At 55.3% G+C, this 20,069-nt stretch carries 18 protein-coding genes; 8 read left to right on the top strand and 10 right to left on the bottom strand.

Features of this window, described 5'->3' with window-relative positions; translation table 11 throughout:
* Positions 1-8: 8 nt before the first annotated feature.
* The 4 genes from FYZ48_RS17685 to FYZ48_RS17670 all read right to left on the bottom strand — a co-directional run bounded on the left by FYZ48_RS17685 (position 9) and on the right by FYZ48_RS17670 (position 4,792).
* Positions 9-2,003: a DUF1573 domain-containing protein gene (locus tag FYZ48_RS17685; RefSeq protein ID WP_149342743.1), complete on the bottom strand. Its 1,995-nt coding sequence runs from the start codon at positions 2,001-2,003 to the stop codon at positions 9-11.
* A gap of 224 nt (positions 2,004-2,227) precedes the next feature.
* Complete coding sequence (locus FYZ48_RS17680; RefSeq protein WP_149342741.1) at positions 2,228-2,428, bottom strand: hypothetical protein; 201 nt, start codon at positions 2,426-2,428, stop codon at positions 2,228-2,230.
* A 45-nt stretch (positions 2,429-2,473) separates the two neighbouring features.
* Entirely contained in the window at positions 2,474-2,722 is a 249-nt protein-coding gene (locus FYZ48_RS17675) for a hypothetical protein (RefSeq protein ID WP_149342739.1), read from the bottom strand.
* A gap of 330 nt (positions 2,723-3,052) precedes the next feature.
* Positions 3,053-4,792, bottom strand: coding sequence for a right-handed parallel beta-helix repeat-containing protein (locus FYZ48_RS17670; RefSeq protein WP_187782091.1), 1,740 nt, complete (start codon positions 4,790-4,792; stop codon positions 3,053-3,055).
* A 402-nt stretch (positions 4,793-5,194) separates the two neighbouring features.
* Here FYZ48_RS17670 and FYZ48_RS17665 point away from each other — a divergent pair, with 402 nt between their 5' ends.
* Positions 5,195-6,364: a sialidase family protein gene (locus FYZ48_RS17665; protein ID WP_149342734.1), complete on the top strand. Its 1,170-nt coding sequence runs from the start codon at positions 5,195-5,197 to the stop codon at positions 6,362-6,364.
* Between the two features lie 79 nt (positions 6,365-6,443).
* Here the strand turns inward: FYZ48_RS17665 and FYZ48_RS17660 are convergent, their stop codons facing one another.
* A complete protein-coding gene (locus FYZ48_RS17660) occupies positions 6,444-7,292 on the bottom strand; it encodes a hypothetical protein (RefSeq protein WP_149342732.1) in 849 nt (282 codons plus the stop codon).
* A 163-nt stretch (positions 7,293-7,455) separates the two neighbouring features.
* On the opposite strand from FYZ48_RS17660, the gene FYZ48_RS17655 reads away from it, so the two are divergent.
* The 6 genes from FYZ48_RS17655 (at position 7,456) to FYZ48_RS17630 (ending at position 12,526) form a co-directional block, all read left to right on the top strand.
* Positions 7,456-7,941 carry a DinB family protein gene (locus FYZ48_RS17655; RefSeq protein ID WP_149342730.1) on the top strand — a complete coding sequence of 162 codons (486 nt, stop codon included), beginning with the start codon at positions 7,456-7,458 and terminating at the stop codon, positions 7,939-7,941.
* A 320-nt stretch (positions 7,942-8,261) separates the two neighbouring features.
* Entirely contained in the window at positions 8,262-9,200 is a 939-nt protein-coding gene (locus FYZ48_RS17650; protein WP_149342728.1) for a DUF1559 domain-containing protein, read from the top strand.
* Between the two features lie 52 nt (positions 9,201-9,252).
* Positions 9,253-9,669, top strand: a complete 417-nt coding sequence (locus tag FYZ48_RS17645; RefSeq protein WP_145179646.1) for a hypothetical protein — start codon at positions 9,253-9,255, stop codon at positions 9,667-9,669.
* A 122-nt stretch (positions 9,670-9,791) separates the two neighbouring features.
* The gene (locus tag FYZ48_RS17640; RefSeq protein ID WP_149342726.1) at positions 9,792-10,541 is read left to right on the top strand and encodes an SGNH/GDSL hydrolase family protein; all 750 of its coding nucleotides are present in this window, start codon (positions 9,792-9,794) and stop codon (positions 10,539-10,541) included.
* 156 nt (positions 10,542-10,697) lie between these two features.
* Complete coding sequence (locus tag FYZ48_RS17635) at positions 10,698-12,299, top strand: SLC5 family protein (protein WP_149342723.1); 1,602 nt, start codon at positions 10,698-10,700, stop codon at positions 12,297-12,299.
* The gene (locus FYZ48_RS17630) at positions 12,296-12,526 is read left to right on the top strand and encodes a hypothetical protein (protein ID WP_149342721.1); all 231 of its coding nucleotides are present in this window, start codon (positions 12,296-12,298) and stop codon (positions 12,524-12,526) included. Before FYZ48_RS17635 ends, FYZ48_RS17630 begins: the two co-directional genes overlap by 4 nt.
* 213 nt (positions 12,527-12,739) lie before the next feature.
* Here FYZ48_RS17630 and FYZ48_RS17625 read toward each other — a convergent pair whose 3' ends face one another.
* Complete coding sequence (locus FYZ48_RS17625; protein WP_149342877.1) at positions 12,740-14,104, bottom strand: DUF1501 domain-containing protein; 1,365 nt, start codon at positions 14,102-14,104, stop codon at positions 12,740-12,742.
* Positions 14,105-14,292: 188 nt separating this feature from the next.
* Between FYZ48_RS17625 and FYZ48_RS17620 the strand changes: the two genes are divergently transcribed.
* Complete coding sequence (locus tag FYZ48_RS17620) at positions 14,293-15,222, top strand: alpha/beta hydrolase (RefSeq protein ID WP_149342719.1); 930 nt, start codon at positions 14,293-14,295, stop codon at positions 15,220-15,222.
* Positions 15,223-15,290: 68 nt separating this feature from the next.
* Here FYZ48_RS17620 and FYZ48_RS17615 read toward each other — a convergent pair whose 3' ends face one another.
* The 4 genes from FYZ48_RS17615 to floA form a co-directional block, all read right to left on the bottom strand.
* Complete coding sequence (locus FYZ48_RS17615) at positions 15,291-16,934, bottom strand: alginate export family protein (RefSeq protein WP_149342717.1); 1,644 nt, start codon at positions 16,932-16,934, stop codon at positions 15,291-15,293.
* Between the two features lie 342 nt (positions 16,935-17,276).
* The gene (locus FYZ48_RS17610; protein ID WP_149342715.1) at positions 17,277-18,323 is read right to left on the bottom strand and encodes a 3-oxoacyl-ACP synthase III; all 1,047 of its coding nucleotides are present in this window, start codon (positions 18,321-18,323) and stop codon (positions 17,277-17,279) included.
* A gap of 139 nt (positions 18,324-18,462) precedes the next feature.
* Complete coding sequence (locus FYZ48_RS17605) at positions 18,463-18,720, bottom strand: hypothetical protein (protein ID WP_145035323.1); 258 nt, start codon at positions 18,718-18,720, stop codon at positions 18,463-18,465.
* 211 nt (positions 18,721-18,931) lie between these two features.
* Positions 18,932-19,867 (bottom strand): flotillin-like protein FloA, encoded by a 936-nt coding sequence (gene floA / locus FYZ48_RS17600; protein WP_149342713.1) that lies wholly within the window; start codon positions 19,865-19,867, stop codon positions 18,932-18,934.
* Positions 19,868-20,069: the final 202 nt, after the last annotated feature.

Here is a 20,069-nt window from a genome sequence, read left to right as displayed (position 1 = left end):
ACACAACCTCAGCGGGCAAACTCCCCCTTCACCGCAAACGCCAACTGTCCATATTTCCCCTTGTCGTCGGTTTGCAGGTGCACCCATTCGGAAAACCGGCTCCGTTTCCCCTGCTGAATATCCGCGTCTTTCTGAACGGTCACAGTCACCTTGTACTGCCGCCCCTCTTCGACCGGTTCGATTTTCACAGATACATGCTTGCCGCTCGTTTCCGATCCTACAATCTGAAACGGCGCGTCTTTCCTGGTCGTCACCATAACAGTACCTACCGCCGTATCTCCCTCGGTTTTGGGAATCAACAGCGGATGCGGATCGGTCGCAATCAGAGGCACCGCCTCACCGGTCACCTGCAGCTGCAACTCTCGACGCTGTGGATCGTTCGTCTCGACGGTTACCGTATATGCATGCGGGCCTCGCTGCGAACCCAGCTTGTATTCAAACTCCAGCACCGTCGATTCGCCCGGCTGCAGCACCTGCTTTTCCAGCTCCGGGTAAATTTCATTTCGCGATGCCGTCAGCTTGCCCAGCTTGAGCGGCCCCTCCCCCCGGTTAGTCAGCTCAAATTGTGGATGAATCGTCGAGAACAGGTTCACGGTCCCAAAGTCGAAGGTCGCCGGTTTCACACTCACCTCCGGCGGATGAGCCAGCGTCTCTGCATCCAGGGGGGGCAGCCCACTCTTCTCTTCCGCAGCCGCGGTTTGTGGACCCTCGCTGGCATCATGGCTCAAAAAGGCAATCGCCGTCATCCCCGCAAACAGCGCCAGTATAATACTGAACGTCATCCGCACGGGCCGTTTCACCAGCCTGCCACGGGACTTTGTCTGCTCGACCAATGGTGCAGTGCTCGAATCGGTCTGCACCTCCAGCAAAGATATCAGTGCCGCAGCCAGCCAGCCGCAGGCAACCTGGTGCTCAACTCCATAAGCACTGTCATTAACGGGAATCGTCTCCGCATCTTGAGTCACCAGTACCACCTGCCAGTAACTCCCCAGCACACCAAAGCGGGCATCAGCGTCATCCGCATGCTCCTGCACACGCACTTCGACAATCTCGTCAAACTCATACCGCCGCCGCGACCAGCTGAAGAAGCCCATGTGCCCCGTACTAACTTCCCGCCGCCGTGTATCAATGACAATCCGATCCCACAGACCGATCATCGCGAACAGAAACACACCTCCCGCCAGGCAGACCGGAACAATGGTCAGTGCCAGAAACGCGAGGACGATCTGCAGCACATGGAACTCACCCACCCCCTGTTGAAAAGTCCCCCAATACGCGGGCACATCACACAACAGTTGATACAGCAGAAACAACAGCGTCGCCACGGCCACAAGTACCACGGCATGAAACCGGCTCAAACGGTAAACCCCGGGGGACGTTTCAGACAGCCCCGCACGTGGCAGCACCTGTTGCGGATCATCCGTCGGCGATAATGCCCTCCCCTCCGTCGGCGGCTTCCCCTCCGGCCAGATTGCCGCCCGGGCCTCCTGGATCAGTTCCCGATAGTGAGCCAGCTCTTTCGCATCGACCCGCGACTCTCCTTTCGAGAGATCCAGAAACTGTCCCTCTACACAGAGCAGCACTTTACAGTGATAGCGATCGCGGGAACGGGCCCCCAGGGCCTGACCACTTTCCACGAACAGATCCGTCACCGACGACAACGGAAACGTGAGTGACTTTCTGCCGAGCACCGACATCCGTTTCCACTGCACCTCGCCGTCTGACAAATCGAATACCACGCTCGTGTAAGTTCCCACCCAGGCGAACGCGTACGCCAGCAGACTCATCGCAGCGAAAAAGAGTACCGTATCCTGGTAAGGCGACCAGTCGACCAGGTCCCTACTGGATTTTTTAATGAAATCCGCGGGCAGCAGCCAGTCGTCGCTCAGTTGGAAAAACATCGCCCCCATGAAACCGATCACAGCCAGCGACACCAGCAGCGCGAGAGGCGAAAAATCGGTAATTCGGATTCGCTCGTTCGATTGTGAAACCTTGATCGACACGCAGCAGCCCACAGACAGGAATGAAAAAACGGATGTAACCAGCGTTCGAGTCTCGCCGGGAAAGCGAAGAGAGAGAAACCGGAACCTGGAAACGACACTCTGCAGTATAACAGCCCAACGCAGACCCTACAAAAACGGATCACGCGAAGTGACAAAAAAGAGTATGTCTGCCTCAGAAAGATTTAACATCAGCAAACAGCAGCCCACGAACCGCCGGAAGAGCTCTACCGCATCCGACTCGCCTGGTACAGCTGCTTATGCCCCCGCGCTTCAAACTCCGCCACCATCTGCCGCGCCGCCGCTTCACTGAGCCCCTCAGCCATCACAAACCGGTTCCCATCATCCCCCTGCCGCCAGACGGACCACTTCTCTGCCAGTTCCGGTTCCTGACTTAGTTTCGATTTGTTTCTTGCGTCGTCATTCATTTTGGTCTTTTCTATGCTAATGTTCGGTCATCGACTGTGGCTGTCTTACAGCGAATCAACAAGAACTTCTCCTGCAGCCGAAATAACGCGAAGATGAACACCTTCCTCTCTTAAGTCTCTCCGCCCCTGTCGACCGTCAACAACAGCTTCGACTTCAGGCAACGCCCACTGAAACAGCCTCTCTAAATCAGGAATAAATTCCGGATAATCCATCGTTCTCACCGTAAAAGTGATTCCATGCAGCTTCTCCTGATCACAGTTACTCTGATCTAGAGTGAATGTGAATAATGCCATCGTGATCTCAGTCTCCCCCACCTCTCTATGACACAGCAGAACCATCTCAGGATCCGTTTTAATTACCGGAAGAACCGTTTTCCGTCGTAAAATAGCCGTCCAAACATCGATCCATTTTCGTGTATTTCGTGCCTTTCGTGGTAGTAGAAATAGCAGCACACAGATCTCATTCTAACAACTGAGACATCAGATCAGCAGACTTCTATTCGCGTACCTGGTTTGTCATCTGTGGTATAATAAAAGGCAGGTATCTCTCACAGATACCTGCCCCTGTTGGATTTCATCGCGCTAACGTTCAAAAACTATTTTTGGCTTTGCAATACCGTCTTTTCAGATGCTGTTCAATGCCTCCCGATATGCCTTGCCCGCGAAAAACGCGTCGATGGTATCGACACCCTCAATCAGCTGACCCTCAACAGTCATGCCTGACAGCGTCACATCCACACTTTGATGATTGTCATCCACCACGCCGTTATCGGCGAGGTCTGCTTCTAACGCCTCCAGGTAGTCTGCTTCCAGATCCACCATCTCCTGGACCCGGAAATGCAGCACCAGATCCAGGTCACCATCGCCGTCCACATCTTCCAGGGAGCTGTGATCTACCACCGCGCCTGCAAAAGTCACGCTGCCGACATCCACCAGTGAAGCATCAAAGTCCGCTGTTGAAGAAATCACAACCGGTAGAACCCCTTTGGAGGCCAGGTTGACTGTGTCGATCTCACTGTCCGGCTTCACGTCGATCTCAACCGTCTGCACATCCACCAGGCAGTCGGGCAGACTCGTCAGGAACGGGTCGGCGTCCACATTGCCAGAATAGGTATCGCCACTCCCGCCCAGGGTCCCCGGACCGTCTGCAGCCCCCCAGTAGTTCTGCTCCGCCATGACCAGGTTCCCTCCCAGGTTGAGCACCCCGGTTCCGTTCCCCTCGATCTGACTTTCCAGAATCGTCGTATCGACCGAACTCCCGTTAACCCACAGACCGACACCATTTCCGCTCAGGCTGGAACAGGAAATCAAAGTCTCATCCGAATTGGATAACACAATCCCGTTATTACGGCCGCTCACTGTCAGGTTACTCAGCGTATTAGAATCGGAACCGCCTAACCTCAGACCGTTTCCACTGGCACCGCTCCCCGCATAAGACAAATCCAGACCGTCGAGCGTCGAGTTTGTCACTCCATTCAGGGACAGGCCCAGGCCCGCCACGGTTGAGACATCCAGCTCAAACCCGGCTGAGGACGAAAGCGTCATGCCGTCCACAAACCCCAGCCAGACACCATTGGCGCAGTTCGTAAAATCATTCCCTACAGAGACGAACTGACTGTCATACCGCACCGTCAGCCCCCAGCTTCCCGCGTCGGACAGATCATTGTTCAGGAATTGATTGCCCAGTCCGCCAGACACAAACGCATTGATGCCACCCCAGGATCCCGAAGCATCATTATGCTGAATCAGGTTAGCATTCGCTCCGCCGATCAGGCCGATCCCGCTTGCGCTGGCACCGCGGACATCATTCTGTTCAACGAGGTTCTCACTCGAATGGGCCAGCAAGATACCGTTCGCGCGATCGGTGGCAATCACGTTCCGTATTACATTATTATCTGAAGAACTCAGTCTCAGCCCCACGCCAGTCGCACTGCTTCCCGCATAAGACAGATCCAGACCGTCAATCGTGGCATTCGACACCCCCACCAGATGCACGGCCATGTCCTGGGCATTGCTGATTGCGAACTGCTGCAGCGTACTGCCGTCTGCATTACTACCCAGCCTCAACACGTTCCCCGCGACGCCGGTAGCATCGATCGTAATCCCGGGCTGCGAACTGCCATCGATGGTCAGCGTATCGTTCACCGTAGGCAACATACCCGCCAGCACAATCGTCTGCGGACCGGTTCCACTGATCTGAAAAGTAATCGTATCGTGACCTGCAGTGGCATTCGCCTGTGTAATCGCCTCCCGCAGCGTGGTCTGCCCATCGTTGGCATCAACCGTATCTAAAGGAGAGTCAACAATATACGACGTCAGCATGGTCCGCGATTCCAGCACTTCCGCCCCCGCAACACACGCCATACAACTCCCCTGCCTGTGGCTCCGTTTTCCGACCCTGCGGGAACTGCCCCAGCCGGAAGGGAGGCTGGTTCGCATTCGTTTCTTCCAATTCTGTAGTCCTGAAAGCAGCATTATATCGTATCTCCTCAAAGTTGTGACAGCATCCGCAAAGACACTCTCTTCGAAACAGACTTCCTCCAGACAGCAACAGGTACCTCCCGCTGCAAGCTCCACAGGACTTGGCGATAACGGACTCCCGACTGTGCAACGAAATTCCGTTTTTTTTCAGATCAGTCAAAAACCGATTCCACCAGTGCAGCAGACCACCGCAATCTCCCGGGTTTGACTCTCCCCCTCTTCCCGACTACGTTATAAACATCACATGACGCTTCAGCATTCAAACTCACACACAAGGCACACCACATGAAGCTGCTCACCCTGGTTGTGGCGACACTCCTTGCTCTGGCACCGCTCCACGCGAACGATCCTGCCCTTTACCCGCTCTGGGACGACAGCCGGCCCCTGCCCGCCGCCGCGGATATTCCGAAACTCAAGAACGTCCGCTTTGAAGTCATCAAGAAATGGGACCAGCCCCGCGACGGCTACACCTTTCTGCACGGCGTCGGACTCTGCTGGCACAAGGGAAAACTCTATGCCTCCTTCGGACACAATAAAGGGAAAGAAAACACTGTCGGCGAGGAAGCCCAGTATCGCGTCAGCAGCGACGACGGCAAGACCTGGAGTGACCTCCAGCTGATCGACGCCGGCGACGAAGAGAACCTCGCCGTCAGTCACGGCGTCTTACACTCACACCAGGGACAGCTCTGGGCCTTCCAGGGAGCCTACTATAACCACATGCAGAAGATTCACACCCGCGCCTATTCGCTCGATGAAAAAACCGGCACCTGGAAAAAGCACGGCACTATCATCGAGAACGGTTTCTGGCCCATGAATCAACCGGTCCGCCTGCAGAACGGCAACTGGATCATGCCCGGCCTCACCGGCGGTCCTTACGCAGGGGATCGCCTCTTCCCCGCCGCTGTCGCCATCAGTCACGGTGACGACCTCACGAAATGGGACTACGTGCAGATCCCCGCTGCGAAAAACATCACCCGCATGTGGGGCGAATGTGCGCTCTGGATCGACGGCCAGCGTGTGTTCAATCTCGCCCGCTACGGCGGTGGCACCCAGGCCCTGCTCGCGATCAGTGAAGATCAGGGCCAAACCTGGAGCCCCTCCCGCGTCAGCAATCTGTCGATGGCCCCCTCCAAACCGGCCACCGGCGTCCTCAGTAACGGGCAACGCTACCTGGTCAGCAACAGTGCCCAAGGCATCGGCGGTCGGCGGTCCCCCCTGACCATCGCCGTCTCCCGTCCGGGTGAAAACGTCTTCTCGAAACTCTATGTCATCCGGCGGTCCCTGCACCCCGATCAGCCTGGAGAATCCGCCAAACGACTGAGCCTCTCCTACCCCTGCGCCCTGGAACACAACGGCAAGCTGTATGTTGGCTACTCCAACAACGGCGGCCGCCGCGCCAATCTCAACAGCGCCGAACTCGCCGTGATTCCCCTCGCAGAACTCTGTGCTGATTAATAAAAATTACCGTGAATTTCGTGGTTCTAAAAAACATTGGAAGAGAATGAATCTGCTGAGCTGAATTTGATACCTGATATTAGAGGTTCTTGTTATAACGCTCGTACGCCTCTTTTCTGTATTCTTTTGTAATACCCCAACTCGATTCTTTCCTCTCTAGCCAGATATATTCCTCTGTATTCCAGCTCAGAGGTAGCTGCTGATCGGAATCGAGCAAGGATATAAATAATGTTTCCCGAGCTTCTGCAATTTGCTCCCGGCTCGCTTTGTCACAATTCGGTCCCACAAACTTAGGTGGCACAGGTTCGTTCATCAACATATCAGACAGCAAGAAACGTCCGCGGGCGTCCAGTGCATCAAGCTGAAACAGTTCAATGATCTGAGAGACGCACGATTGACATATCTCATAGCAGTGTTCAAAAGAAGAACAGTCGACAAACAGGTCAGCAAATTCATTCCATTGTCTGGGAAAGTATTCGAGGAAAGTGCGAGGTACCGGGATTGCTTCAATCTCTTCCTTTGAGCGAATGACCTCTTGATATTCTTCAGATGAGTCTTCCAGAGAATCTTCAAACACTTTCGGAACACGCCAGTCGTTATTCTGCATGTGTTCAATCAATTTGTCCGGAAGAGACAAATCATATCGATTGATGAAATACGTAATAAAAGAAGGCCAGATCCAGACCCCATCAGTCAGCATGGGAATGTTAGTCGTTAACTTCGTTGGCGGTTTTGTAAACGGATCATAAACATTACAACCAAATGCTTCCCCATTGATTTCACCTTCTTCAAGATAACGTAGAATCTTCGCTTTCAGAGGATGAACTGTATCCAGGAATTCTGCTTCTTTGATACTCGGAAGTTTTCTTCGAAGTTGTGGGACTGTTTCACAGTAGAAACCAAACGCTATCAGATTCGATTTTCTCATCGTTTGACTGATCCCTTTTCGGGGGATAAATGAGATACACAAAAGTTTAAACTGACCACTCCATCGGTTAGCACTATATTATTGACTCCCCACTCCCCCGCGACTACTGTATTATCAGTGTAGAAGTTCCCATCACCAGAAAAACCCCGGAGTGCAATGCGCCATGTTCGAAAATGAAATCGCTCTCAACCAGTTGCAGATGAAACAATTCGAAACGATCATGGCCGATCTCCCGGAAGAGACGCTCTTCATGCCCGGACAGGGACACGGCCATCCCCCCGCCTGGATCCTCGGCCACCTGGCCATCGTCGGGGAAATGGGGCAGACCTTCCTCGGCGGTAAACTGACACACTCCTTCTGGGTGCAGGCGTTTGGCCCCGGCTCCACAGATGAAGTCCAGCCGGACGAAAAACTCAAACGCGCCCCGCTGATCGCCGCGGTCCTCACTGCCTACGAAACCCTGCGTTCGCTCGCCTCCCAGGCATCGCCCGCCGATCTCGAAAAGCCACACGGCATCGAACTCTTCGATGGCACTCCGGTCCAGACGGTCGGCCACGCGGTCGCGCTGATCCTCACCAGCCACTTCGGCTTCCACCTGGCCCAGCTCTCCAGCTGTCGACGGGACCACGGTCAGGGATATCTGTTCTAAGTCCACAGTCTGCCCGCGTTACCAGCAATCAGTCTGTCTGCGATCCTCCAGGCCTGAGTCTCCACAGAGAGCCTGCGCCCGCATCCCGCTGAACTTTCTCTCCGAAAACGAATCATTCAAAAATAAATAAGATTGTACGAAAACTATTTGACATTGGCGCCAAAGAATACTACCAATATAACATTGGTGCCAGAATCAAATATGAAATTAGCTTCACTCCCTTCTTACCGGCACCAGCTTCGACTGTGTTGTAATCACGATTCTGCCTGTCATTCTGCTCCGAATGGCGGGAGTTCTGTTATTCTGACCGGAGGTAAGTGATGAGTTCAGCCAGGTTCCCCCGTCGTGCGTTTACGTTGATTGAGTTGCTGGTCGTCATCGCCATCATTGCGATTTTGATCGCTCTCCTCCTGCCGGCAGTACAACAGGCCCGCGAAGCTGCCCGTCGCTCGACCTGCAAAAATAATCTGAAACAGCTGGGTATCGCCCTGCACGGCTATCACGAAGCCCACGGTTCCCTGCCTCCGAATTCCAACGGCGGACCCAACAACCTCCCCAACGGTTTCAGCTGGCGGGTCATGATTCTGCCCCTCATCGATCAGGGACCCCTGTATAACAAATTCAACTTCAGCCTCCGCATCACCGAGCCGACTCACCTGGAACTCTGCCAGACCATCCTCCCGGTTTACCTCTGTCCCAGCGATCCGACATCGGCCATCAAAAGTGATCTGCACACCAACTGGTGCTTTCCCGGAAATGCGACCGGAGCCAGCGGCACCGTCGGTTCGTCAGGCAACTGTGACCCCTCGGGCGGCCCTTATACACAGACCGCCGCGGTAACTACTTACACGGGCGTCGCCGGTCTGCACCCCGATAACGGACCGGGGGGCTTGTTCCGCCGCCGACAAACCAAAGTCGTTCGCTTCCGTGATATGACCGACGGCGTTTCCAATACGCTGGCCGTCGGGGAAAGCTCGCCGAAATATAACCCGTTCAGCGCCTGGGTCTCCAGCGACAGTCCGGTGCCTACCGCATATGCGATCAACAGTTCCTCTTTGCTCTGTGGCCCCTCGCCCTGTCAGTATCCCAGCATCGGCTGGCCACAGACCACCGCCTCTCAGAGTTTCCACGAAGGGGGCGCCCACTTCCTGGTCGGTGATGGCAGCGTGCATTTCCTGAGCGAAAACATGGACCTGCAGGTGTTCCAGCAGCTGGGCCACATGTCCGACGGCTTACCCACGGGCGGCCTGCCTCAGTAACAGTCGGTTCACTTTCAGCGCCAGCAGAACTTTATTGACGGGACAGAGACAGATGACTTGCAGACACCTTCAACGCGTTCTGGGACTACTGCTTATCCTGAGTGTTGGCACCGGCTGTGGCGCCAACGCAGATCGCAAACCCACCGGTCAGGTGGAAGGTAAAGTCGTCTGTCAGAACCAGGACCTCAAAACGGGAACGGTGATGTTCTTCCCTGTCGACGGCGGCAAACATGCAGTAGGGATGATCGGCCAGGACGGAAACTACTCGCTCTCGACCTACGAAACCGGCGACGGTGCGATCCTGGGCAAACACAAAGTCGTCGTGCTGGTCTCCTATGAAAACCCGGATGGCAGTACCGTACCGGACGATGTCCCCCGCGTGCCCGACAAATACCTGAGTAAGGAAACCACGCCACTCGTGGTCGACGTCAATGGCGAACGCAATTCCATTCTGCTCGACCTGGAATGAACCCACGCGCGAGCAACACGTTCTTTATACTTCGGAATTGCATGCCTCTGCGACATTGTTTAGTCTGAAGGAACGCGCTGAGCAACATCATTCACACCGCATCCGAAACAGGGCTTTCCACCATGATTCACCGCGCTGCCACCTTCCTGCTGACCTGCGCACTGCTGACAGGCCTGCATTTCACTACAGACAGCCTCTCTGCTGCGGAGCCGACGACCATCGTCACCTTCGGTGATTCCACCACCGCCACCCGTGGTCCGCTGGTCGTCTATTCCATGATCCTCGCGAAAGAACTGCCGCAGCAGGGGGTTCCCGTCAAGGTGATCAATGCCGGCATCGGCGGCAACACCACGCAGAACGCCATCGCCCGGTTCGAGAAAGACGTGCTGGCCAAACAGCCCGATCTGGTGGTCATTCAGTTCGGCATCAACGATTCTGCTGTCGATGTCTGGAAAGATCCTCCCGCGAAAGCCTCGCGCGTTTCACAGAAACAGTACGAGGCCAACCTCCGTTCGCTCATCGATCAGCTGCAGCAACGTGATATCAAGGTCATCCTCATGACTTCGAATTCGCTCCGCTGGATTCCGCGTATTAAAAAACTGTATGGCAAGCCGCCCTACGATCCCGATGATCCCCAGGGCTTCAACCTGTTTCTGAAAGACTACGCCCAGTCGGTCCGTGAGATTGCCCGCGAGAAACAGGTCCCGCTGGTTGACATCTACGCCGCCTTTGAAGAGTTCGACAAACAACCCGATCAGTCGACCGATGACCTGCTGCTCGACGGCATGCATCCCAATACCGCCGGCCAGCGGAAAGTCGCCGATCTGCTGATTCCCCAGATCAAAAAAACACTCGCAGCGCCGCAGAAATAATCACCCGCCGGGCTCTCTCATGAAATCCCCTGTGTTGAGTCGATTTTTCCTGCAAGACGCTGTATGGTAGAAACCACCAGGCCCCAACGCTCGTGAGTGCCTGCAGTATAAACCTGTTTTCTTCCCAGGCCACAATGCTACCAGGGTGAGATCCTTATGCAGACACTGTCGTTCCTCGATTACGCCGTCATCTTCGCCTATCTGATCGGAACGCTGGGGCTGGGACTCTATATCGGCTCCAAGATTAAAACCGGTTCGGATTACTTTCTCGCCGGTCGCCGCCTCCCGTGGTGGGCCATCGGCATGTCACTCGTCGCGACCGACATCGGCGCGGTCGACATCATCGGCACCGGAGGCGCTGCCTTCTCGCATGGTCTGGCCGTCGGTAACTTCGAATGGATCGGCTGTGTTCCCGCGATGATCATCGGGGCATTCGTGTTCATTCCCTTTTTCTGGCGGAGCGGCGTAACCACGATTCCCGAATACATGGAACGGCGGTTTAACGTCTCTGTCCGTTCCGCACTGGCCCTCTGCTGGATCATCTTCATGGCCTGCAACCTGGGCATCATGCTTCTGGCTTCTGCGAAAATGATGAGCCTGCACCTGGGCATGAGTGTCAATGCCTGCATCTATCTCACCGCGGTCCTCGTCGGCATCTATACCATCTCCGGCGGACTCGCCGCCGTGGTCTACACCGACATGATTCAGTGTATCATCATGATCGGCGGTTGCCTGCTGGTCCTGGTCATCGGCATCATTGATGTCGGCGGTATCGACGAATTTCAGGCCAAGATCAAAGAACGGGAACTGGCCCAGAAAATGGAGCCCGTCGATGGTGCGGCAATGGAACAGGCTCCTGAAACAGAGGAGGAGGACCTGCTGCACACCTCGCTGATCCTGCCCGCCGATGCAGACACCCCCTTCCCCTGGACCGGGATCTTCTTCGGCCTGGCGCTGATTCTGAGCCCCGCTTACTGGATCGGTAACCAGGCCATCGTGCAGCGTTCGTTAGGGGCCGCCAGTGAATTCGAAGCCAAGGCCGCGTATGTCTGGGGAGCCCTGCTTAAAAACCTGGTCCCCGTGGTCGTCGCGGTGCCCGGCCTGATCGCCTTTATCAAATTCCCCGAACTGACCGATGGAGACCAGGCCTTCCCCGAACTGATTTCGCATCTGCTGCCCGTCGGTCTCAAAGGGCTGTTCCTCGCCGCGTTCCTGGCAGCGCTGATGTCCAGCATCGACTCGTATCTCAACTCCGCCTCAACCATCGTCTCCAATGACTTTTACAAACGCTTCTATCGCCGGGACGCCAGTGATGTCTCCCTGCTCATGGTGGGTCGCGTGGTCACGTTTCTGCTCGTGATCTGGGCCGTCGGATTTTCCTTCTTCCTGATGAACCGCAGCGAAGGCATCTACACCATTTTCCAGACGCTGATGGCCTTCTTCCAGGGACCCGCATTCGCCCTGCTGATCACCGGCCTGCTCTGGAGACGGGCGACCGGCGTTGCCGCCCTGATCGGATTCCTCGTCGGTGTCTGTTTCTCGATCACCCTGTTCGCCCTGAATCAGCCCGACGTCTACACCGCCCTGGGCCTCGAGCCCCTGTTCCAGATCTCTGAGCCGTTCCTCTACTTTTCGATCTGGGCGTTTGTCGTTTCCTTCTCGCTGATTGTAATCATCAGCCTGTGTACCAAACCCGAGCCCACCGAAAAAATCGACGGCCTGGTCTTCAGTCTCCAGCCCCGCAGAGGTGAAGCATGACCCCACTGCATCACATTGGATATTTCGTCCGCGATCTTGTCGTCCAGATTCCCCTCTGGTGCGTACGGGCCCTGTTTGTCGGCACATTGATCGCCGTCCTGATCTGGGTCCTGAGTCTCCCCCGCGAAAACACAACCCCGGAAAACGCCACCCACTGGTACCAGAACCTCAAAGTCTGGGCCGGCCTTGCATTAACCATTCAGATCCTGATCTACAGCCTGTTCTGATTAAGTCACGAACTGTAATCGAGAGGTAGGGGCGAACCCTGTGTGGTCGCCCGCCTGGCGGAGAACAAAGAAATTCACGCTCACAAGGGATCCAGATACAACCCTCAAAAAGAAGGGTAAGCCCGAATAAAATTCGGGCCGAGCGCAGCGAGCAGGAGGTCTCAGCTCACGCTGACATTCCACAACAGAGCATCGAACCAATGTCTAACAAGCTCACCCCCGCAAAATCGAACCAATCGGCGTTGCCCCATGGTCAGCCAATGGAATCGGGCGGCCGATGTTCGACATGTTCTGCTTCTCCGGATCGAGGCCCAGTGCTTTACAGATCGTGGCCATCAGATCGGGAACAGTGACTGGCTGATCGGTCACTTTCATCCCATCCTCGCTGGTCTTGCCGACCACCTGTCCGCCGCGAATCCCACCACCGCCGATCACTGTCGACCAGGCTGCGGGAAAATGATCGCGACCCGTGTTCTGGTTAATCTTCGGCGTACGACCGAATTCACCCATCCAGACTACCAGCGTCGAATCCAAGAGCCCCCGTTGTTCCAGGTCACTCATTAACGTTCCCCAGCCCGGGTCGAGCACTTCGCTCAGACTCTTGACGGCTTCGAAATTATCCTGATGCGTGTCCCAGCCGAACGCGTTCGAACCCTGCACCCCGTTGAGCGAAACCTCGACAAAGGGAACTCCCTGTTCGACGAGCCGCCGGGCGAGCAGACATCCCTGGCCAAACCGGTTCCGACCGTAGGCGTCCCGCAGGGCATCCGGTTCCTGGTCCAGTTGAAACGCTTCGATCGCCTTGGAACGCATCATCCGCACTGCCGCAGCATACGCACTCCGATGACTGCTGGTCGGCACTCCCGGGTGGGTTGCCTGAAAGTCGTCTTCCAGGTCTTTGAGAATCGAGAGCCGGGCATCCGCCTGCTTCCGGTTGATTCCCTGAGGCAGTTCCAGGTTTTTCACTTTCAGAGCCGCATCCAGATTCATCTCGTCGTTCTGCACGAAGCCCGCCCCTTCACCGACAACCAGCGGCGCATACTGGGGTCCGAGAAATCCGGGGCCGTACGCGTTGGGGCTCAATGTTTTGTTCGGGGCGATACTCACGAAGTTCGGCAGCTCGGATTCATCACGCCCCAGCTCTTTACTCAACAGCGAACCGATGGCCGGATAACTCAGCGGACCCGAGGGCAGATAACCGGTGCGTAATAAATATGTCGCCCGCGTATGATCACCCTCTTTGGTACTCATGGAGCGAATCGGCACCAGGTGCTGCATTGCCTTCGCCAGCTGAGGCAGGTGCTCCGAAATCTGAATTCCGGGCACAGAAGTGTCAATCGGTTTGAACGGACCGCCGTTCTCATGGTCCGGCTTCAGATCGAAAGTATCACACTGACTGGGCCCGCCCGACATCCAGAGCAGAATACACGAACGTTTGCGCTGCGGATTCTGCGCCGTCTCTGCTGCCAACCGTCTCATCCAGCCGGACATTCCGGTCCCCAGCACACCCAGGGCCGAGAGACGCATGAAATCGCGCCGGGAGATGCTGCCGAATCGCTGTCTGTCTTTACCTGTCATGCGGGCAACCTCTGAAAATTTCGTGTTCCACTTCATTTTAGCCGTTTTTCTGAAACAAATGCGAGACTTTTCCGGTAAGAACCGGCAGCCCCCCGGTTCGTTTTTTTGTTTCGAAACACTGCCCCTGTCTGGTAAGATTCGTGAAACGGTTCTTTTTATTTATCAATTCCGCGATCAGGTCCGATTTTATGTCGATGGTTTCCAGCGTGCGAACTCTGTCTCTCTGTGCTTTACTGCTCTTAGTCCCTGTCAGCAAACCGGTTAACGCCGCTGAACAGCCCGTGGCACTCTATCAGCAACAGAAAAATGTCGTCTACGCGGAAGTGCACGGCGTGGGACTGTTGATGGATATCTTCACCCCCACCGGCAAGTCCAACGGCCTGGCGATTGTCGATGTGGTTTCCGGCGCGTATCACTCAGACCGGGGCAAACTCCGCGATCACGAGCGGGCGCAGATGTTCGACATCTTCTGCAGTCGTGGCTACACCATTTTCGCCATCCGACCTGGATCCATCGACAAATTCAACGGACCCGAAATGCTCGAGAATGTGAACCGCGGCATCCTCTGGGTCAAAGCCCATGCCGGCGAATATAAAATCGATCCCGATCGCCTGGCTCTGCTCGGTGCTTCCGCGGGTGGCCACCTCGCCTGCATGGCCGCCGTCTCCGCTGCCGAACCCACTGCCAAAACCCGCGTCAAAGCCGTCGCCGTCTTCTTCCCCCCCACCGACCTGATGAATTACGGCGGCCTGAAACTCGACATCACCGGCAGCGATCGCCTGTCGCAAGCCATCCGCCAACTGATCACTCCTAAAGGAGCGGAGACCATCGACGAACAGAAGCTGGACGAACTCCGCACCTCGTTCTCCCCCGCCCGCCTGGTTCAGCCCGGCCTGCCTCCGTTCCTGCTGATTCACGGCACCGCCGACTTCACCGTTCCCATCCAACAGTCACGCACCATGGTCGCAGCACTGGAAAAAGCGAACGTCCCCGTAACACTGATCGTCAAACAGGGAGGCGGCCACCCCTGGCCCACAATCCACGAAGAAGTCGCCAAAATGGCCGATTGGATTGATACGCAGTTGCAGCCAAAAGAAACCCTGGTTTCAGAACCGTAGACGAGATGCTCATACCTTAAAGAAAAAAGGGACCACCCGGCGAAAGATCAACTCATCCCACAACCAGATCAATACCGCACAGTCGTCTGCACATAGAACTGAGTCGCGGTATTCCGTGGTGGAATGTTGGTCCCGACGAAGTCGCCATACCAGAACCAGGAGTAGCCGGCCTGAATATTGAAGTTCGGGTTGAACTTGTAGATGGCGATCAGGTCAAGTTCCTGTCCGATGTCGCGGCTGCCTCCCAGCGTTCCCACCGGGGCACCGGCGACGTTATACAGGTAGTCGTTGCTGGTGGCCTTTTCGAACCAGTGGAACGCACTGACCAGGCTTACCTTCTTCGCCGGCTTCGCATTCAGTTGCAGACTCCAGTCAAACAGGTTCTGACCGGACAGGTTGTCGATGATCCCCCAGTAGGCGTGGCCGAGCGGGTAGAGCGTGTTGAACGTATTGTTCGTGCTTCCGTTGGGATCGTGGTTCCCTGAACCGTAGTAGAACAGACCACTCAAACGGGGCTGCCAGGGAACCGTGGTCCAGGTGTGACCCAGTACGGCGGTCCAGAACCCTGCCGATACACGCTTGCTGTCATCGTTCCCGAACTGGTAAGCACCTTCGGTTTCAAAGTCCCAGATGCGGGTAACCTGACAGCATTCGTTCTGAACTTCCCAGGAGTTTTTATAGCGCCCCCCCAGGGTATGACGTGAACCATCGGGACGGTTCGGCGTGTTGGTTTCATCACGCAGCCAGAGATAATACAGGTCGATCAGCTCAGGACCGGCGTCCAGGAATGTCATGTAGATACCGCTGAACGTGACCGAGGTATCCGGCTTATCCCGGCCATTGTCATATCGGGACAGCGGCTGATTTCCGGCTGCTGCGTTAACCGGGTTGGTGATGAAGGCGTCGAAGTGTACCGAATCGGTATGGTGAAAGTATTTGAATCCTTCAAAGTTCCGGCGGGTATTCGACCAGTCCAGTGGCGAGATCAGGTGCTGAGAACCGTACAACATTTCCTGGCGACCATAGCGAAACCAGCCAGGCGCGCCATCCCATTCATGCAGTTTGACATCAACAAACGCGTTCTGCACATTCCAGCGGTTAATATCAATCGGCGTGGGAGGCAGATCGTTATCGAAGATCGAGGCATCAATGCCTTCAAAATAGACGCGGGCAAAATCGCTGATATGCAGATCGAAGTACTGACGCCAGCGCCACAGATTATAATCGGTATTGATTGGTCCGCCGGGACGCAGCCGGTTCTGCTCGTGCATCCAGCGGTGCCGGAGTTCGCCACCCACCGACAGAGTGTAAGGCGAACATTCATCGCCCAGCGGCATCTCCTTCAACCGTTCTCCCAACAGCCAGGGATGGTTGGGATTACTGAGGTAGCTGCCAAACGTGTTGTCGTAGAACAGAGGCTTATACGGATCGGCGGGCGGTTTGACCGGCGAGGGATCGTCGAAGATGATCTGGTCTTCGGACTCCTCAGTTTCATTCAGGGTCTCTGGTTGCGGATTCTCTTCCGACTCAATCGGATCTGCGCCAGGTTGAAAGACTTCTGCGACGGGTGTCAGCTGAGCCTCTTCATCTGCATTCTCAGACTGCGCTGCGGGAGCGGGGGGAACAATGGACCCCAGATTTTCCGCTTTGAGTTCGGCAGCCGTCAAAGAGGAGAGTACACAACCAACTGATAAGAGAGAGCGTAAACGCATCTGGCGGATCCTGTCTGTGACATCCCTGAAAGTGACTGAGAGCGCGCTGAAAAAAACCAGCCGCGGAAAAACTTCATGTACCGCGAACTTCGATCTTGTACCTCAAGACCGGTAGCAGGCATCGCTACTGGCAAACATCGGAACATTTCCGGCAATCCAGATATGCCGAGCGTTCCGATTTTCAGTAATAATCGGAACTTAGTGTCCAAACGGACTCAGGGCAGGCACGATCCCCCGGAACGGCAAATCAACAAGAACCCCACCAGTTAATATAACCGCTACAGGCAACCAGGATTCCAGATTCAGAAAGAAGACTGAATTATTCTCGCGGAGACGCGCGTCTTACCATTGGACACCCAGCATGAGAGAATTCAGACCACTGCCGATTCCCAGCAGGGCAATTTTAGCGTCGTCCTGCAGAATCTGATCCTGAATCCCCAGCGCCCATGCCATGGGGAGGGCTGCGGCTCCAGTGTTACCCAGCCGTTCAACGGTTGGGTAATCTAGGGCAGGATCGAGGCCCAGCTTGTCCAGTAGCAGTTTCCGGTGGGCTTTACCGACCTGATGTGTGAAGACCTGGTTCACATCCTCGTTTTCCCAACCCAGCGTGGTTTTGGTCGCTTCCCAGGTCGGAATCGCCAGGTTAACTCCTGCCACCAGCAGGGATTCGGAATCGGTCTGCATCCGCGGACGGTGATCGCCGTGCTTCTGGGCTTCGACACCCCCGGCACAGAGCTCGTGACTGGACGTGTCAGTCTGGAAACTCCCCCCCAGCAGACGATGACCGGTTTTACTTAACTTACGGTCACAAAGCAGGATCGCTGCAGAGCCACTACCAATCGTCAGCGAGGCAAAATGATTCTTGATCGACTTGCGGGTCAGCGTGTTGTCTTCCAGCAGATCATCGATGGTCCCTTCCACCAGATCGCGTCCGACTTCGGTTCCCACCACAATTCCAGCTCGAATCTGACCCATTTCGATCATATTGGCCAGGAAAACCATGCCGTTTAAGAGACCCAGGCAGGCATTACTGACGTCCAGAACGAGGGAATTCTGGGGAAGTTGTGTGGCATGATGCACACCACTGGCGGTCGCTGGTTCCAGCTGATCGCGACAGACGGAGCCATGAATCAGGCCGCCGATGTGTTTGCGGTCGAATCCACTTTCGTCGAGCATTTGATTGACGGTCTGCGCACTGATCGAACCGGGGAGCGTTCCGGGATCAAAAAAGCGGCGTTCCTGGATACCTGTCATCAGCTCAAGTCGGCCCGCAGGCAGACCTAATCGATCGTAAACCGGGGCCAGACGCGCTTCGAGTTCATCCGAAGTGACAACGTGGGGGGGAAGCGTACAACTGACAGCTTCGACGCAGACATGCTCATAACGCATAGGAGGTAAGGTATTCCCATCTCATCAGATCATAACAAACACGGTACGCTGCGCGGCGGGACTGGGCCAATGCGCGCAACGCGAACCGTCCTATTGAATTGAATCTGGGAACTAAACTCAACCTAAGCGCTGGTAATTCTCAAACCTGAGCAGCACTTTCCTGGCGCGGTGAAGAATTCAGAGTCTTTTCGAGAGCGGTAATTTCTTCCAGCTTCTCGGTCCGGCTACGGACGTATTCAGGTGTGGGATCTTCCACTCGCAGCTTTTCCGCACTTTTAACGTAGCGCAAACCTGACAAAAGGAGGTCCAGTTGTTTTTCCGTAATATTGATATTTGCGATTTCTGCCATAGGTAAACAAAAACTCTCTCGAGGTGATCCGGAGAATTCAGTCCACAACAACCTCCTGCTGCTGTTACTGACACCATATTAGTCAATCACCAGACTAAATTTCAACCAGTTTTTACAAAAACACATCCTGTCTGGCTGCTTTAATTCATCGACCTCTCAATCAAGTCCGCTTTGAAACCATTTCTGGTGCTGTTGAATCCCTTACAGCCGGACTGATTGTATTGATCGACAACCTCTTATTTACTGATCATTACATCAGTTAAACTGCCCGTAAATTACCATGTGAGAAGGCTTCGGCCATCGCCAGAGGCACTTCTGCTTCCGCCAGGACGACTTTCGCCTGGTTTTCCTGAGTTCGGGCTACCATCTCCTGTTCGGAGGCAACCGCCTCAGCACGGCGTTCTTCTGCCCGGGCCTGGGCAATTCGTACGTCGGCTTCCGCCTGGTCTGCCCGCAGACGGGCGCCAATATTCTCGCCCACATCAATGTCGGCGATATCAATTGAAACAATCGAAAACGCAGTCTGGGAATCCAGGCCCCGGGCCAGCACATTGCGGGCAATCACGGACGGATTCGCCAGAACTTCTTTATGACTTTCACAGGAACCGATGGCAGAGACGATCCCCTCGCCGACGCGAGCGATCACCGTATCTTCCGTAGCCCCACCCACCAACTGGTTCAGGTTGGTTCGCACTGTGACGCGAGCACGGGCTTTCAGCTGAATGCCGTCTTTCGCGACGCCGTCCAGAGTCGGACGACCGCTCTTCTTCGGATCGGGACAGTCGATGACTTTGGGATCCACGCTGGTTTCCACCGCGCTGATGATGTTTCGTCCTGCCAGATCGATCGCACAGGCGGTATCCCAGTCGAGTTCGATCCGGGCCCGGTGTGCAACAATCAGGGCATGCACCACGCGATGCACATTGCCCCCTGCCAGGTAATGGGCTTCATAGGACTGCGTGGGAATGTCTGTCAGCCCCGCCTGGACCGCCATAATTTTGGTGTCGACAATCACCGAAGGTTTTACCTTCCGGAGCGACATGAAGACCAGAGATAACGGGCCAATCTTCGCACGGGAAAAGAAGGCCTGGATCCAGAGCTTGAAATACCGGGCGAACAACGCCAGAAAGACGATGCCCAGGATGATACAAAATCCCCCGAGCAGGAATCCTGCGATTTGCCAAAGATTATCCATAGTCTGCTTAACTCCCTGCAAGTAGTTGATTTCGAGAGGTCTCTCTCCCGCGTATCATAACGGTCTGATAGTCAGTTCCGAAAGGATTTTTACACGCTTTTTCTATTTTTCCACGCCTGCCCGTATTGGATACGGAATTGGACTTCACCCGGATCATTCTGTTTTTGAAAAGAGTGTTCGTCGGGCGATTGGAAATCAGCAG

Source organism: Gimesia chilikensis (genome assembly GCF_008329715.1).
In the GTDB taxonomy this organism is placed as follows: Bacteria; Planctomycetota; Planctomycetia; order Planctomycetales; family Planctomycetaceae; genus Gimesia; species Gimesia chilikensis.
The sequence above is the reverse complement of the archived record's forward strand: the minus strand, read 5'-3'. Positions and strand labels throughout refer to the sequence as shown.